Origin of the sequence: Micromonospora sp. SD12 (assembly GCF_052068495.1) — a bacterium.
GTDB lineage: Bacteria > Actinomycetota > Actinomycetes > Mycobacteriales > Micromonosporaceae > Micromonospora > Micromonospora echinofusca.
Genome location: NZ_JBQHDF010000018.1, coordinates 86,601 through 101,634 on the forward strand (window position 1 = coordinate 86,601; position 15,034 = coordinate 101,634).

13 protein-coding genes and 1 pseudogene are annotated in these 15,034 nt (G+C 71.1%); 8 read left to right on the forward strand and 6 right to left on the reverse strand.

The genetic code is table 11. The features are described from left to right. Positions 1 to 12: 12 nt before the first annotated feature. The 6 genes and pseudogenes from ACTMS2_RS24975 (at position 13) to ACTMS2_RS25000 (ending at position 5,760) form a co-directional block, all read left to right on the forward strand. The gene (locus ACTMS2_RS24975) at positions 13 to 1,524 is read left to right on the forward strand and encodes a 2-hydroxymuconic semialdehyde dehydrogenase (protein WP_441177564.1); all 1,512 of its coding nucleotides are present in this window, start codon (positions 13 to 15) and stop codon (positions 1,522 to 1,524) included. Then, positions 1,521 to 2,312, forward strand: coding sequence for a 2-keto-4-pentenoate hydratase (locus ACTMS2_RS24980; RefSeq protein ID WP_441177565.1), 792 nt, complete (start codon positions 1,521 to 1,523; stop codon positions 2,310 to 2,312). Before ACTMS2_RS24975 ends, ACTMS2_RS24980 begins: the two co-directional genes overlap by 4 nt. A 79-nt stretch (positions 2,313 to 2,391) precedes the next feature. Further along, positions 2,392 to 3,306, forward strand: a pseudogene (locus ACTMS2_RS24985) (acetaldehyde dehydrogenase (acetylating)); the annotation flags it as partial. Between the two features lie 140 nt (positions 3,307 to 3,446). Beyond that, positions 3,447 to 4,502 carry a 4-hydroxy-2-oxovalerate aldolase gene (gene dmpG / locus ACTMS2_RS24990; protein WP_441177566.1) on the forward strand — a complete coding sequence of 352 codons (1,056 nt, stop codon included), beginning with the start codon at positions 3,447 to 3,449 and terminating at the stop codon, positions 4,500 to 4,502. Further along, a complete protein-coding gene (locus ACTMS2_RS24995) occupies positions 4,499 to 5,272 on the forward strand; it encodes a 2-keto-4-pentenoate hydratase (protein ID WP_441177567.1) in 774 nt (257 codons plus the stop codon). The genes dmpG and ACTMS2_RS24995 overlap by 4 nt, the downstream gene beginning before the upstream one ends. Then, positions 5,269 to 5,760 carry a RidA family protein gene (locus ACTMS2_RS25000; protein WP_441177568.1) on the forward strand — a complete coding sequence of 164 codons (492 nt, stop codon included), beginning with the start codon at positions 5,269 to 5,271 and terminating at the stop codon, positions 5,758 to 5,760. Before ACTMS2_RS24995 ends, ACTMS2_RS25000 begins: the two co-directional genes overlap by 4 nt. 82 nt (positions 5,761 to 5,842) lie before the next feature. On the opposite strand, the gene ACTMS2_RS25005 is transcribed toward ACTMS2_RS25000, so the two are convergent. From ACTMS2_RS25005 to ACTMS2_RS25030, 6 genes are all read right to left on the reverse strand, one after another. Next, entirely contained in the window at positions 5,843 to 8,188 is a 2,346-nt protein-coding gene (locus ACTMS2_RS25005; protein WP_441177569.1) for a glycogen debranching protein, read from the reverse strand. A gap of 178 nt (positions 8,189 to 8,366) precedes the next feature. Beyond that, positions 8,367 to 9,116, reverse strand: coding sequence for an AAA family ATPase (locus ACTMS2_RS25010; protein ID WP_441177570.1), 750 nt, complete (start codon positions 9,114 to 9,116; stop codon positions 8,367 to 8,369). 48 nt (positions 9,117 to 9,164) lie between these two features. Beyond that, positions 9,165 to 9,293, reverse strand: a complete 129-nt coding sequence (locus ACTMS2_RS25015; RefSeq protein ID WP_441177571.1) for a hypothetical protein — start codon at positions 9,291 to 9,293, stop codon at positions 9,165 to 9,167. 35 nt (positions 9,294 to 9,328) lie between these two features. After that, positions 9,329 to 10,144 (reverse strand): ribonuclease HI, encoded by an 816-nt coding sequence (locus ACTMS2_RS25020; protein WP_441177572.1) that lies wholly within the window; start codon positions 10,142 to 10,144, stop codon positions 9,329 to 9,331. An 89-nt stretch (positions 10,145 to 10,233) separates the two neighbouring features. Continuing rightward, a complete protein-coding gene (locus ACTMS2_RS25025; RefSeq protein WP_441177573.1) occupies positions 10,234 to 11,181 on the reverse strand; it encodes a hypothetical protein in 948 nt (315 codons plus the stop codon). A gap of 95 nt (positions 11,182 to 11,276) precedes the next feature. Next, positions 11,277 to 11,813 carry a DUF4352 domain-containing protein gene (locus ACTMS2_RS25030; RefSeq protein WP_441177574.1) on the reverse strand — a complete coding sequence of 179 codons (537 nt, stop codon included), beginning with the start codon at positions 11,811 to 11,813 and terminating at the stop codon, positions 11,277 to 11,279. Between the two features lie 102 nt (positions 11,814 to 11,915). On the opposite strand from ACTMS2_RS25030, the gene ACTMS2_RS25035 reads away from it, so the two are divergent. Together ACTMS2_RS25035 and ACTMS2_RS25040 are read left to right on the forward strand one after the other, a co-directional pair. Continuing rightward, positions 11,916 to 13,817, forward strand: coding sequence for an N-6 DNA methylase (locus tag ACTMS2_RS25035; protein ID WP_441177576.1), 1,902 nt, complete (start codon positions 11,916 to 11,918; stop codon positions 13,815 to 13,817). Positions 13,818 to 13,953: 136 nt separating this feature from the next. After that, the gene (locus ACTMS2_RS25040; protein WP_441177578.1) at positions 13,954 to 15,021 is read left to right on the forward strand and encodes a serine/threonine-protein kinase; all 1,068 of its coding nucleotides are present in this window, start codon (positions 13,954 to 13,956) and stop codon (positions 15,019 to 15,021) included. The last annotated feature ends 13 nt before the right edge of the window (positions 15,022 to 15,034 follow it).

Sequence of the window (15,034 nt, forward strand, 5' to 3'; positions counted from 1 at the left end):
GGACACCCGACCATGCCCGAGTCATCCTGGCCGGTGAGCCTGCGCGACGGCCACCCGAGCGCCGACCCGCCGACCCTGCGCAACTTCGTCGGTGGTGAGTTCGTCGAGGGTGGGCGGCGGTTCGTCAAGCGCAGTCCGGTGACGGGTGAGTCGGTGTTCGAGGTGGTGGAGGCGGATCGGGCGTGCGTGGACGACGCGGTCGCCGCCGCACGGGCGGCGCTGCGGGGGCCGTGGGGTCGGATGGGGGAGCGGGAACGCGCGGAGGTGTTGCGTCGGGTGGCTGACGAGTTGGAGCGCCGTTTCGATGATCTGGTGACCGCTGAGGTGGCGGATACGGGTAAGTCGATCTCGCAGGCGCGCACGTTGGACATTCCGCGTGGTGCGGCGAATTTCCGGGCGTTCGCGGAGATCGTGGCGACGGCGCCGACGGAGTCGTTCACGACGGTCACGCCGTCGGGTGGGCGGGCGCTGAACTACGCCGTGCGTAAGCCGGTCGGGGTGGTGGCGGTGATCGTGCCGTGGAACCTGCCGCTGCTGCTGCTCACCTGGAAGGTCGCTCCGGCGTTGGCGTGCGGCAATGCCGTGATCGTGAAGCCCAGTGAGGAGACGCCGGCGTCGGCGACGCTGTTGGCGGAGGTGATGGCCGCTGCCGGGGTGCCGGAGGGTGGGTTCAACCTGGTGCACGGGTTCGGCCCGGATTCGGCGGGGGAGTTCCTGACCCGGCATCCGGACGTCGATGCGATCACGTTCACCGGCGAGTCGGCGACCGGGAGCACGATCATGCGGGCGGCGGCTGACGGGGTGAGGCCGGTGTCGTTCGAGTTGGGTGGCAAGAACGCCGGTCTGGTGTTCGCCGACGCCGACCTCGACGCGGCGGTGGCGGGTTCGGTGCGGTCGAGTTTCACCAATGGTGGTCAGGTGTGCCTTTGCACGGAGCGGATCTACGTGCAGCGGCCGGTGTTCGAGGAGTTCACGGCGCGGCTTGCGCGGGAGGCCGCGGGGTTGCGGTTCGGGTGGCCCGCCGACGAGGCGACAGTGAACATGCCGTTGATTTCGCGTCAGCATCGGGACAAGGTGCTCGGCTATTACGACCTTGCCCGTACCGAGGGCGCGCAGGTGTTGGCCGGGGGTGGTGTGCCGGCGTTCGGTGACGCTCGTGATGGTGGCGCTTATGTACAGCCGACGGTGTTGACGGGGCTTGCTGCGGATGCGCGGACCAATCGTGAGGAGATCTTCGGGCCGGTGGTGCATGTCGCCCCGTTCGATGACGAGGACGAGGCGTTCGCGCTGGCCAACGGCACGGAGTACGGGTTGGCGGCGGCGGTGTGGACGCGGGACGTGGGTCGGGCGCATCGGGCCGGTATGCGGTTGGACGCGGGGATCGTGTGGGTGAACACGTGGTTCCTGCGGGATCTGCGGACGCCGTTCGGTGGGGTGAAGGCGTCGGGTATCGGGCGTGAGGGCGGCGTGCACTCCCTCGATTTCTATTCCGAGCTGACGAACGTCTGCGTGGACCTGACATGACCGCCATCGAGTTGGCGGCCGGCGAGCTGCTCCAGGCACGGGAGTCCGGCACGCCCTGCCCGCCGCTGCGCGGGCGGCTCCTGCCGGAGGGCGACGTCGACACGGCGTACCTCGTGCAGCAGCTCCAGGTCCGGCGGTGGCTGGACGCCGGTCATCGGCGGGTGGGTGCGAAGGTCGGGTTGACGTCGCGGGCGGTGCAGGAGAGCTTCGGTGTGTTCCAGCCGGACTTCGGGGTGCTGCTGGATGACATGGCGGTGCCGGACGGCGCGGAGGTGCCGATGGGCCGGCTGTTGCAGCCTCGGGTGGAGGCGGAGGTCGCGTTCGTGCTCGGTGCGGACCTGCCCGACGAGCGGATCACCAGCGCGGACGTGATCCGGGCGGTGGATCACGTGTTGCCGGCGATCGAGATCGTGGATTCGCGGGTGGCGGGCTGGGACATCTCGATCGTGGATACGGTGGCGGACAACGCCTCCAGCGGCCTGTTCGTGCTCGGTACGACGCCGCGTCGGCTGGCGGACGTGGATCTGCGGTTGTGCGGGATGGTCCTGGAGCACGCCGGTGAGCCGGTGTCGGTGGGGGCGGGCGCGGCCTGCCTGGGCAACCCGTTGCACGCGGTGCAGTGGTTGGCGCAGACGATGGCCCGCTCGGGTGACCCGCTGCGCGCGGGCGACGTGGTGCTGTCCGGGGCGCTCGGCCCGATGGTGCCGGTGACGCCCGGTGCGGCGTACGAGGCGCGCATCTCGGGGCTGGGTTTGGTGCGTACCTGCTTCTGGGGGGAGGCGTCGTGAGTGCGGTGGCGGTCTTCGCGGTGGTGCATGCGCGGTATGGCCCGGCGACCGTCGCGGTCTTCGGTGAGGGGGAGGCGTCGTGAGTGTTGGTGTGGCGGTAATCGGGTCGGGCAACATCGGCACCGATCTGATGATCAAGGTATTGCGGTTGTCGGAGTCGTTGCGGATGGTGGCGATGGTCGGCATCGACCCAGAGTCGGACGGGTTGGCGCGGGCCCGGCGGTTGGGTGTGGCGACGACCGCCGAGGGTGTCGACGGCCTCGTCGGGATGCCGGAGTTCGCCGAGGTGGAGTTGGTGTTCGATGCCACGTCGGCGGGCGCGCATCGGCGTAACGACGCGGTGTTGGCGGCGCATGGTCGGCTGGTGGTGGACCTGACGCCGGCGGCGGTCGGTCCGTACGTGGTGCCGCCGGTGAACCTGGACGAGCACCTGCACCAGCGCAACGTGAACATGGTGACGTGTGGTGGGCAGGCGACCGTGCCGATCGTCGCGGCCGTCGGTCGGGTCACGCCGGTGGTGTACGGCGAGATCGTCGCCTCCATCGCTTCCAAGTCGGCGGGGCCGGGGACGCGGGCGAACATCGACGAGTTCACGGAGACCACGGCGCGGGCGATCGAGGTGGTCGGCGGCGCGCAGCGCGGTAAGGCGATCATCGTGTTGAACCCGGCGGATCCGCCGCTGTTGATGCGCGACACCGTGTACTGCCTGTGCGAGGACGCCGACGCCGACCGGGCGGCGATCGCCGCATCGGTGGCGCAGATGGTGGCGGCGGTGCAGGAGTACGTGCCGGGGTACCGCCTGAAGCAGGACGTGCAGTTCGACCGCGTCGATGCGTACGTGCCGTCGTTGGGTCGGCGCCTGAGCGGGTTGCAGGTGTCGGTGTTCCTGGAGGTCTCCGGCGCGGGCCATTATCTGCCGGCGTACGCGGGGAACCTGGACATCATGACGTCGGCGGCGCTGCGAACGGCGGAGCGGCTGGTCGGGCTGCGATCGGCAGCGACCGGTCATGAGAGCGCGGGCCGCGACGGCGCTGATGACGACAGCGCGGACCACCCCAGCACTGACGGCGACAGCGCGGGCCATGACGGCGCTGGTGGCGATGGCGTGGGTCGGGACGTCGTGGAGGTGGCCCGGTGACTGATCTGTACATCCAGGACGTGACGTTGCGCGATGGCATGCACGCCGTCGCCCACCGCTACACGGTCGAGCAGGTCCGCACCATCGCTGCGGCGTTGGACGCGGCGGGGGTGGCGGCGATCGAGGTCGCGCATGGTGACGGGCTGGCCGGGTCGAGTGTGAACTATGGCCATGGTGCGGCCAGTGATGCCGACTGGATTGCGGCGGCGGCGGAGGTGATGACGAACGCGAAGCTGACGACGTTGCTGCTGCCGGGGATCGGCACGATCGCCGATTTGAAGGCGGCGAAGGCGCTCGGGGTGACGAGTGTGCGGATCGCGACGCACTGCACGGAGGCGGACATCTCGGCGCAGCACATTGCGTGGGCGCGGGAGAACGGCATGGACGTGTCCGGGTTCCTGATGATGTCGCACATGAACGACCCGGCTGGTCTGGCGGGGCAGGCGAAGTTGATGGAGTCGTACGGGGCGCACTGCGTCTACGTCACCGACTCCGGCGGCCGGCTCCTCATGTCCGACGTCGCGCAGCGGGTGGACGCCTACCGGCAGGTGCTGGAGCCGACCATGCAGATCGGTATCCACGCCCACCACAACCTGTCCCTCGGTGTCGCCAACAGTGTGGTTGCCGTGGAGCACGGCCGGATCGCTGGCGACGGGCCGCTCGGCTCCCCGTCGGGTCGCACGGTCCGCGTCGACGCGTCCCTGGCGGGGCAGGGTGCGGGGGCGGGTAACGCGCCGTTGGAGGTGTTCGTCGCGGTGGCGGAGTTGCACGGGTGGGAACACGGGTGTGACGTGTTCGCCCTGATGGACACGGCCGACGACATCGTGCGGCCGTTGCAGGACCGGCCCGTGCAGGTCGACCGGGAGACCCTCTCCCTCGGCTACGCGGGGGTGTATTCGAGTTTCCTGCGGCACGCCGAACGCGCCTCGGACAAGTACGGGGTGGACGTGCGCTCGATCCTGGTCGAGTTGGGTCGCCGCCGCATGGTCGGCGGGCAGGAAGACATGATCGTGGACGTGGCACTGGACCTCGCCGGCAAGGAGACATCATGATCGGCCCGGATACCGCCGGTATCGCCGAACGCCTCGGCATGGCGGCGGACACCGCCACCGCCATCCCGCAGTTGGCCGCCGAGACCGGCTTGGACGTGGATGCGGCGTATGCGGTGCAGACCGCGCTGATCCAGCGTCGCCTCGACCGGGGCGAACGCCTCGTCGGGCTGAAGATGGGCCTGACCAGCAAGGCGAAGATGGCGCAGGTCGGCGTGGACGAGGTCATCTGGGGCCGCCTCACCGACACCATGCGCATCCCCGACGGCGGCACCCTCGATCCCACCAGGTTCATCCACCCCCGCGTCGAACCGGAGGTGGCGTTCCTGCTCGACCGCCTCCCGGAGCCGGGCGAGCCGGTGGGCGACTTCACCGACGCCGTGCGCGCCGTCGCCCCCGCAATCGAGGTGATCGACTCCCGGTACGCGAACTTCAGCTTCTCCCTGCCCGACGTGATCGCCGACAACACCTCCGCCGCCGCCTTCGTCATCGGGCCCTGGTCGCCGGTGCCCGAGGGCCTCGACAACCTGGGCGTGCTGCTGGAGATCGACGGACGCGTCGCGCAAGTCGGCTCCACCGCCGCGATCCTCGGCGACCCCCGCCGCGCCCTCGACGAAGGCATCCGCCTCGCCGGCCGCCACGGCGTACGCCTACGCGAGGGCTGGGTGTTCCTCGCCGGCGCCGCCACCGCCGCCGTGCCCCTCAAACCCGGCGCCCACGTCCGCGCCGTCGTCGAACACCTCGGCACCACCACCCTGCGAGCCACCGCATGACCGCGAGCCAGGGCACGACCGCGAACCAGGGCACGACAGCAGGCCGCAGCGCGACCGCTGGCCACGGCGGGAGCACGCAGGCGCACGTCGTCGCCGGAAAGGCCACACCACGCGGCGCGTTCCCCCACGTCAAGGTCGCCGGCGGCTTCGTCTACGTCTCCGGCACCTCGTCACGCCGGCCCGACAACACCTTCGCCGGCGTCGAAGTCGACGAATTCGGCACCACCAACCTCGACATCCGCGCACAAACCAGAGCCGTCATCGACAACATCGCCGACCTGCTGCGGACGGTCGGCGCCGACCTGACCGACCTCGTGCAGGTCACCACCTACCTCGTCAACATGAACGACTTCGGCGGCTACAACCAGGTCTGGGCCGAGTACTTCGACGCCACCGGACCCACCCGCACCACCGTCGCCGTGCACCAGCTACCCCACCCGCACCTGCTCATCGAAATCCAGGCCGTGGCCGCACTCCCCCTGAGCTGACGCCGTTCAGCGTGAGTTTCGAGGGTTGACGCGTAGGCGCGCCCGTCGGACCCAGTTCGACGGCGGCGTAGCGCCTTTTGGGTCAGCGGGCGATGAGCAGCAGCAGGCTGCGACCACGCAGCAGGTAGTTGGTGCCCTGGCCGCCGAGCAGCGTCTCCGACCCGGGTACGGCGACCTGGTCGGCGCCCTCGGCCCAGGTGGCGGTGTCGGTGACCCGGTACCAGTTCTTTCCGGCTCCCGGGGATGGCAGAGTGAAATTCACGTCCCCGGACCAGCCGTTGTAGCCGACGTAGACCGCCGGGGCCGGGTCGCCGAGCTCGGTGCCGTCGATCCGCCAGCCCAGCGCATGGTTGTTGGCGTTGCCCCAGTACGCGCCGTCCGGGCTGGTGCCGGCCGGGGTAAACCAGGCCAGCTGGGCAAGCCCGTTGCCGTTGGTGTCGGCGGCGGAGTAGAAGTTCGCCGGCCGTAGCGCCGGGTGCGCGTGGCGGAAGGCGGCCAGCCGGGAGGCGAAGGTGCGGAAGGTGCTCTGCTCGGCGGTCGGACTCCAGCCCAGCCAGTTCGCCGACGAGTCCAGGTTGTACGGGTTGTTGTTGCAGCGGATGCCGCGCAGCACCTCGTCGCCGCCGGTGACCATCGGGGTGCCGGCCGACAGCATCAGGAAGGCGTGCCCGTTGCGGGCGGCCCGGCGCTGGTCGGCGGCGATCCCGCCGTGGTCCCAGGAGATGTTGTCGTCGCTGCCGCCGTCCGATGGCCCGTACGGCCACGCCTGGTTGTTGTTCTTGCTGTTGCAGGCGTACAGGTCGGCCAGGGTGAACCCGTCGTGGGCAACCATGAAGTTCACCGAGTTCCACGGCCGCCGGCCGTCGTCGCCGTAGAGGTCGGAGGAGCCGGCGAACCGGTCGGCGAGTTGGCCTGGGGTGACGGGGCTGACGCCGAGCTTGTTCTGGTCGCGGCGCAGCGTGTCCCGGTACTGCCCGTTCCACTCCGACCAGCCGGCGGGGAAGTTGCCCACCTGGTAGGTCCCGGCGCCGATGGCCCACGGCTCGGCGATCCAGTCGACGCCGGTGCCCCCGCCGCCCGGTCGGGGCGGCATCTCCCGGGTGATCCGGTTGAGTGCGGTGTTCGGGTCGGTGCGGCTGTAGGAGAAGCAGCCGTGCTGGCAGGTGTTGCCGAGCACCGAGGCGAGGTCGTGCCGGAAGCCGTCGACCCCGAGCGTGTTCTTCCAGTACGCCAGCGAGTCGACGATCAGGTCCTGGGCGACCGGATTGTAGGTGTTGTAGTTGCCGCCGACGCCGGTGTTGTCCCAGGAGGACTGCCGGTCGGCGGTGAGCGAGTAGTAGGTGGGGTTGTCCAGCCCACGCCAGGAGACGATGTCGTAGACGTTCGACCCACCGGAGCTGTAGACACCGCCCTCGCCGGTGTGGTTGTAGACCACGTCGAGGAGCACCTTGATCCCGGCGTCGTGGAACGCCTTCACCATCTGCTGGAACTCCCGGGTCGGCCCGCCCGGCGAGCGCTCGTAGGCGTACCGGCGGTCCGGGGCGAAGTAGTTCAGGGTCATGTAACCCCAGTAGTTGTCGCCCGCGGTGCCGGTCGGGTCGACGTCGATGGTGTCGTTCTGGGTCTCCTGCAACGGCAGGAACTCCACCGCGGTCACCCCGAGCGAGGCCAGGTACGCGGCCTTCATCCCCGCCCCCCGGTAGGTGCCCCGGTAGGCGGCCGGCACCGACGGGTCGTTGCGGGTCAACCCGCGCAGGTGCACCTCGTAGACGAGGTCGTCCTTCAGGGCGCGGCCCGGCTTGGTGCCGAAGGCGGGCGTGGTGGTCGGTAGGACGACCCCCTTCGCCGCGTGCGGGCCGCTGTCGACGTTGCGGTGCGTCGGGCCGGAGGCGTACACCGTCGAGGTGGTCATGCCGGGCCGCAGCGGGTCGTGGCTGATCTCTCGGGCGTACGGGTCGAGCAGGAGCTTGTTGGGGTTGAACCGGTTGCCGGTGGCGTCCACGTCGGTGACGAACCCGACCGAGGAACCCTTCGTCCAGCCCGTGCGGTACGGCCAGTTCGGCCCCCAGGCCCGGTAGCCGTAGTAGACGGTGCCGGTGATGCCCGCGCTGCGCAGGGCGGCGACGTCGACGGTGACGCTGAACGTGCCGGCGCTGTCCCTGGTGAGCAGATAGCTGGCGTTCTCCTGGGTGCCGGTGGGCGCGGCGTAGAGGTTGACCGTCATCCGGGTGGCCGCGGACGAGTGGACCCGGAAGGTGATCCGCGACCCGGCACTGTCGTAGCGGGCGCCGAGGGTGCGGGAGTCGATCCCGGCGACGGCCGGTGCGGGCGCGGTGACCAGGGGCGCGGCGACGCTGGCCAGGGCGGCGCAGAGTAGGGCGGCGAGGGCGGCTCGGGCACGCGAGGCTTGCGCTACGGGCATGGTCATCTCCGGACGGGACGCGAAACCGGGGTGCTTGCAAGTTCCTGCAAGATTTACGAAAAGGTAACAGCCGATTTCACGCTCGTAAAGAGTGCTATCGATCTCCGACCGTCCCGCTGGGCGACAAGGCGTACGTTCTCTTCGGTCCCAAGGCGGGCGCCTGCCGATCTGAGTCAGCAGCGCGTCACAGGTCGCCGGCGGGCCGCAGTGTCACCACCGACCGCTGCGCACGGGTCATCTCCACGATCTGGACCCTGCCTGGGCCGAGCCGGCGGACCGCCTCCGGCAGGCGGACGTCGTGGGTGAAGACCAGTACCTGCCGCCGCACGGCCAACGCGGCGAGCACCCGGGCCAGGCCGTCCACCTTGGCCGAGTCCATGCCCCGCACCGGGTCGTCGGCGACGACGAACCGGAACGGGCTCTCCGGCGCCCACCCGCGCGGCGCGACCCGTTGGCTGGCCTCGGTGAGCCGACTCAGCTCGGTGGCGGTGAGGAACGGCCGGTACCGCTCCAGCGGGCGGGCCAGCCTCAGCTGGGCCAGGCTCCAGTGCCGTCCCCGCTCGCTGGCGACGGTGACCTCCGCGTCGGCCAACGTCGCACCGAGCGGCCAGGACCGGGTCACCGTCACCGGCTTCGCCTCCCCGTCGACGTGCAGCTGCGCCACGATCCAGCACGGGTCGGGGGAGTGCAGGTTGCGCCATCCCGTACGCCAGTCGATGTGGCGTTCCGCCCAGCGGGCGCTGTCGCCGGTCAGCGCCAGCTCGACGGCCTCCGCGAAGCTCGACTTGCCCGAGCCGTTGCGCCCGATTACCAGCGTGATGCCGGGGCTGGGGTCGATCCGCAGAGTGCGTTCCGGGCCGACGGCGCGGAACCCAGCGACGGTGATCGAGGAGAGCCAGATGGTGTGGTCGGGCGGCTGACGGGGGACCGGCATGCTCGTCTCCGGATGTGTGCGGCTGGTCTGGGTCAGCGGGATGGATGGTCAGGGGGTGTGGCTCGGCAGGCGGAAGGTCGCCAATGTGCCGGTCTGCCGGAGGATCAGGCCGGGGCCGACCCAGGAAGGGAACGCCTCCGTGTACGAGTCGACGCTGTGCTGGCCATCGAGAACCACGATCATCTCCCGGGGTGAGAAGTCAGCCGGTGTGGTCAGGTGGCGACGGTGGCGTGCCAGTCGCGGAGGAACGCGTCGACCAGGGCGTACGCGCGGGGACGCACGTCGAAGGATTCGCCGAGCCGGCGGCGGGCCATGTGGGACAGGCCGTCGGCGGCCTCGTTGAGGGCATGACCGCTGTGCCCCTTGACGTGCCCGAAGGACAGATCCGGCCGCCGGCCCACCAGCTCGGCGAGCCGGACCAGGGTCGGCTGGGCCGACGAACTGCGCGGGCGCAGGCTGTAGCCGACCGGCATGGCGTCGGCCTCGCCGGCCTGCCAGCGGCGCAGGTACCGCAGGGCGATCAGGCTGTCCAGCAGCACGGTCATGCCGGCGGGCACCTCGTCGTACGCGGACAGCAGGAATTCGACCGCCCGCAGCTCGTTGATCAGCACGCGCGACGGGCCGGTAGGGTCCAGCCGGCCGGTGCCCCGGCTGCGCAGGCCCCAGTGACCGTCGCTGACGACGTACGCGATGCCGCCGGCGCGCCCCTTCCAGCTGGCGTCGGTCGCGGCGACGAGCGGCGCGGACGTCCCCGCCCAGCGCCCGACGTGGCCGCGACCGCGTTCGGGGCTCGGCTGCGGGCGGTGGACCTCGTGCCGGGCGGCCTGCTGCTCCGCCGTGTCGAGCAGTTGTCGGGCCGAGCCGAGTTCGTCGTAGTGGGCGGCGGTGAGGGCCAGCCGCACGGCGTCGCCGATGCGCTGGCAGTCGTCGCAGCGGGTGACGCGGGCGTAGGCGCGCAGCGCGACGGCGCGCTCGTGTAGGGGAGTGGGGAGCAGGTCCAGGGCGCGCAGGAACTCATCGGGACGCACGACGCCTCCTGACGTCTCGTAGCGGGGGAGGGGCGAGGGCGACGCGGTCGGCCCGCCCTCGCCGCTGTGGAGCTGATGTCGTGAACGGATCAGGCGGGCGTGATGGTCCAGTTGCCGTCCGCCGTAACCTGGACGAGGGCGGGCGCTTCCAGCGGACGGACGCCCGAGTAGCCGCCGATCTCGTTGACCAGCAGACCGCCCTCCCCGGTCTCCATCGAGTAGGCGTGGATGACGAAGTTGCCACTGCCCCTGGTGTGGGTGATCTTCGCGGCGGTGCCGGCACCGCCGAGCACGAGCACGTCGTCACCCTTGCCCGCGGCCTTGCCGGTGGTTGCCTTCGTGGCCAGCTGAGCCACGCTGCCGATCGTCAACGTCCACGACCCGGACGCCTCCACCTCGAACTGGGTGGTCAGCGAGCCATCCTCGAGGTTGATCCACCGTTTGCCGCTGTAGGAGCCGATCTCGTTGACCAGCAGCCCGTCCCCGTCGCTCTTGAGGACCGTGTTGCTGGAGCACTTGCACGTGAACTTGACGACCGACAACTCGGTCAGCTCGCCGACCCGCACGATGTCGTCGCCGCGCCCCTTGACCACCTTGGGCTTGGGGGTCGGCGGGGCCGTGGTCGGCTCGGGGGCGGTGGTGGTGGGAGCGGCCGTGGTCGGAACCGCCGTGGTCGGGGCGGCGGTGCTGGGAGCAGCCGTGCTCGGCGTGGCGCTGCTCGGAGTGGTTGACGGGAGGCTGCTGGCGCTGGTGGCCGGTTCGTCCTCGTTGCCAGCGACCGCACCGATGACCGCACCACCGCAGCACAGCGCGACGACGAGGGCCACGCCACCGACGGCCCAGGCTCGGGCGTTCGAGCGCCTGGGCGGGGCGGGCATCCCGGCGATGGTGTAGCCCGACGAACCGGACGGGCCGGGCGGCGGTACCGCCGCGCCGGTCGAGGGAGGCGGAAGCTGCGCGGCCGGGTGCGGCGGCACGGCGGACACCGGTGGGACGGCGGGCCGCTCGGCGGGCATCGGGGTGGTCGGATCGGTCACGACAGTGCTCCTCTGTGAACTGACGCGGTGGTGGGCTGACGCCCGGGAGGCAACGGGGCGGGCGGGACCGCCCGCCCCGACGAGACGGCGGGTGGTCAGCTCAGGGAGACGGTGACGCCGCCCGAGAACGGCGAGTCGTGCAGCTCGAGCTTGGTGAGCTTGACGTTCTTCGGGATGTCGAAGACGACGACGCCGGTGACCTGGTTGCCGGGGTTGATGTCGTTGAGGAACGTCTCGGCGTTCTTGTTGGCGTAGATGGCGGCGCCGGTGTCGGAGGAGTACTCGGTGCCGTCGGCCGCGTATGCCTTCTGGCTGCTGCCGTCGAACATCTGGGCTTCCTTGCCGATGTTCTTGACGTTGATCGTGACCAGGCAGAACTGGCCCTGCGCCTTCTCGCCGAGCACGCTGTCGCCGACCTTCGCGACGCCGCACTTGGACGACTTCACCGTGAACTCGAACTTCCCGTCGCGGGCCGGCTGGCCGATCTTCGCGGTCTTCGCCGCCTTCTCCTCGCCCTTGGCGGCACTGTCGCTGCCCGAGCTGGTCGCGGTGTCGGTGTCGGTGGTACCAGCGCCGCATCCCAGCGCGACGACGGCGGTGGCGAGCAGGGCGAAGGTCGTGGTCTTGCGCATCGTTGTCCTCCAACTGTGAATGTGGCGGGGTCAATAAGAGCATCGTCCGACAACTCTGTCAACAGACAAGGTGAGCCTTGACGGGTGTGCGAGACTTTCTACGTGAAGACACCGACCGTGACCGCCGCAGAGATCGCCCGGCTCGCCGGGGTCGGACGCGCCGCGGTCAGCAACTGGCGAAAACGGCACCCCGACTTCCCGGCCCCGGTGGGCGGCACCACGGCCAGCCCGGAGTTCGACCTCATCGAGGTCGAGCAGTGGCTACGCGGCCAGGGCAAGCTCCCGCAGCTGTCCCGCGCCGACCGGCTCTGGCAACACCTCGCCGCCCCGAAGGAGACCCCCGCCGCCGCGCTGGCCGCCGTCGGCGCCCTGCTGCTCGCCCGCCACCGTGACGACCGCCCGGCACCCGGACCCGCCGACGCCCATCTCGCCGCCCTGCTACCCGACGTTGACGCCCTCGCCGACGAACTCGGCCCCCAGGCCGCCTTCGATGAGCTGTGGCGGCGCTTCTCCGCCCCCGGCCCGGGCCGGCCCTACGCCACCCCCGACGAGCTCGCCGACCTGATGGTCGGCCTCGCCGGCGTCGGCGGCTCCGTCCTCGACCCGGCCGCCGGCACCGGCGCCCTCCTGCGGGCCGCCGCCCGCGCCGGCTGCACCTCGGCGTACGGGCAGGAACTCGATCCCGACCTCGCCCGACTCGCCGGGCTGTCGCTCGCCCTGCGCGAGGTGCCCGGCGAGGTGTGCCCGGGGGACTCGCTGCGCGCCGACGCGTTCTCCGGCCGCACCGTCGACGCGGTCGTCTGCCACCCGCCGTTCGGCGCCACCAACTGGGGCGACGCGGAACTCGGCTACGACCCCCGCTGGGAGTACGGCGTCCCACCCCGCACCGAACCCGAGCTGGCCTGGGTGCAGCACGCCCTGGCGCACCTGCGGCCCGGCGGGCATGCCGTACTGCTCATGCCGCCGACCGTGGCCGGACGGCGTGCCGGCCGGCGGATCCGGGCCGAGCTGCTGCGCCGAGGAGCGCTGCGCGCCGTCATCGCGCTGCCCAGCGGCGCGGCCGCGCCACACGGCGTACCTCTGCACCTGTGGGTGCTGCGGCGACCCGCCGCCGACGCGCCCGCACCGGCGCGGGCGCTGCTGGTCGACGCCGCCGAGGGCGACCTCGCGGAGCTGTCCGCGCGGGTGCTCACCGCCTGGCGGGCCTTCGCCGCCGCGCCCGAGGCCGAGGCCGACGAGGCCGGGTTCGCCCGCGCGGTGCCGGTCATCGAGCTGCTCGACGAGGACGTCGACCTCACCCCCGCGCGCCGGCAACCCGCCGTCGGGGTCGAGCGGACCGGCGAGCACCTGGTACGCACCAGGGAACGGCTCGCCGCGATCGTCGGCGACCTGCCCGCGCTGATGCCCCAGGTCACGCCCACACCTGACGGGGCAGCACCGCTCACGACGTCGGTCGCCGAGCTGATCCGCAGCGGCGCACTCCACCTGCTCGGCCCGGTCCGGGTCTCCACCTCGACCCCGGTGACCAGCTCGGCGCCGGTGCTCACCGTGCCCGACGTGCTGGCCGGCGTCGACGCCACCGGACAGGTCGACGAGCGGCTCGGCCAGGAGATCCCGCTCGCCGTCGGGGACGTGGTGGTGCCGATGATCGCCCGTACGCTCACCGCCCGCGTCATCACCGCCGAAGGTGCGCTGCTGGGGCGCAACCTGCACCTGCTACGCCCCAACCCGGCCGCCCTCGATCCGTGGTTCCTCGCCGGGCAACTGCGGACGTCGGCCAACGAGAAGCAGGCGTCGAGCCTGTCGGGGACGCTGCGGTTCGACATCCGACGGGCGCAGGTGCGGCGGCTGCCGTTGGATGAGCAGCGGGCGCACGGGGAGGCGTTCCGGCGGCTGAACGCGTTCGAGTCGGCCATCCGACAGGCGGCGTCGCTGGGGGCTGAACTCGTCCAGCTCACCGCCGACGGCCTGGCCCAGGGCAGTGTCCGTCCGCACGGCGGATGAAGCTTGCGGTGCGGAAGAACCGCCGTTCGGCGGCTGGCATCGTGCTCGTCCATCGTTGTACGGTCGTGCGTCCGCCGGGCGTGGGGCCGGCGGCGGGCGCATCGGTGCAGGTGGGTGCCACCACGTGGGGGGTCTGATGGCGCTGGAGAGAGTCGGCGGGTACGAAGTGGTGCGGCCGCTCGGATCGGGCGGGATGGGCACGGTGTACTTCGCCGTCTCGCCCACCGCCGACCGGGTCGCGCTCAAGGTGATCAAGAAGGAGCTGTTGTCGGACCCGACGATCCGCGAGCGGTTCGCCGGCGAGGTGGGCAGCCTGAAACTGGTGTTCGGGTCCCGGGTGGCCCGCTTGGAGGACGCCGACCCCACCGGTGATCCGGCGTGGCTGGCGGTCGAGTACGTGCCCGGTGCCACGTTGCGCCAGCATGTCGACGCGAAGGGACCGCTGTCGCTGCCGATGGCCGCGATGGTGGGGGCGATGCTCGCTGACGGCTTGACCAAGGTGCACCAGGCCGGGCTCCTGCACCGTGACCTCAAACCGCAGAACATCATCCTCGGCCCGGACGGCCCCAAGCTAATCGACTTCGGCCTGGCGGTGCTGATGGACCGCGAGCATTACGTGACCGACGCCGGTGTGCTGGTCGGCACGCCCGCCTACATGTCCCCTGAGCAGGTTCGCGGGGAGCGGGATCTGACAGCGGCGGTCGACATCTACGGGCTGGCGGCCACTCTGGTCTTCGCGCTCACCGGTCACGGGCTCTATCCGCCGACCAACTCCTGGAACCTGCTGCTGCGGATCACCGAGCCGACCGATCTGCCCGATCTCTCCCGGGTGCCGGACGAGTTGGTGCAGTTGCTCGGCGCCATGCTGGCGCACGATCCGACGGCTCGGCCGGGGCTCGACGACGTCCGCGCCCGACTGCTTGCCGTCGCCACCGAGAGCGGCGGCAAGACCGCCCTCGACCTGCGCCGGGACGTCGCCGCCCTCACCTACGACGCGGGCACGGAACTGCTGGTCCCGCCGGACCTGGTCGATCCGCAGCAGGATCCGGAAGGGTTGCCGGTCGTCGACGAGGCGAGCACCGTGCAAGCACCCGAGACGGCACCGACGAAGGCCGACCCCGAGCGCCCGGCGCCCCCACCCACCGACGTCAGCTGGCTGGTCGACAAGCTTCGCCGCCAGTACGCCCGCCGCTCGACCCTGTAGGAAGGCTCCACCC

Excerpts from the sequence above, each read along its gene's own strand:
- ACTMS2_RS25030 (WP_441177574.1), bottom strand. The coding sequence starts at position 11,813 with ATGCGCAAGACCACGACCTTCGCCCTGCTCGCCACCGCCGTCGTCGCG.
- ACTMS2_RS24975 (WP_441177564.1), top strand. The coding sequence starts at position 13 with ATGCCCGAGTCATCCTGGCCGGTGAGCCTGCGCGACGGCCACCCGAGC.
- ACTMS2_RS25040 (WP_441177578.1), top strand. The coding sequence starts at position 13,954 with ATGGCGCTGGAGAGAGTCGGCGGGTACGAAGTGGTGCGGCCGCTCGGA.
- ACTMS2_RS24995 (WP_441177567.1), top strand. The coding sequence starts at position 4,499 with ATGATCGGCCCGGATACCGCCGGTATCGCCGAACGCCTCGGCATGGCG.
- ACTMS2_RS24980 (WP_441177565.1), top strand. The coding sequence starts at position 1,521 with ATGACCGCCATCGAGTTGGCGGCCGGCGAGCTGCTCCAGGCACGGGAG.
- ACTMS2_RS25010 (WP_441177570.1), bottom strand. The coding sequence starts at position 9,116 with ATGCCGGTCCCCCGTCAGCCGCCCGACCACACCATCTGGCTCTCCTCG.
- ACTMS2_RS25005 (WP_441177569.1), bottom strand. The coding sequence starts at position 8,188 with ATGACCATGCCCGTAGCGCAAGCCTCGCGTGCCCGAGCCGCCCTCGCC.
- ACTMS2_RS25000 (WP_441177568.1), top strand. The coding sequence starts at position 5,269 with ATGACCGCGAGCCAGGGCACGACCGCGAACCAGGGCACGACAGCAGGC.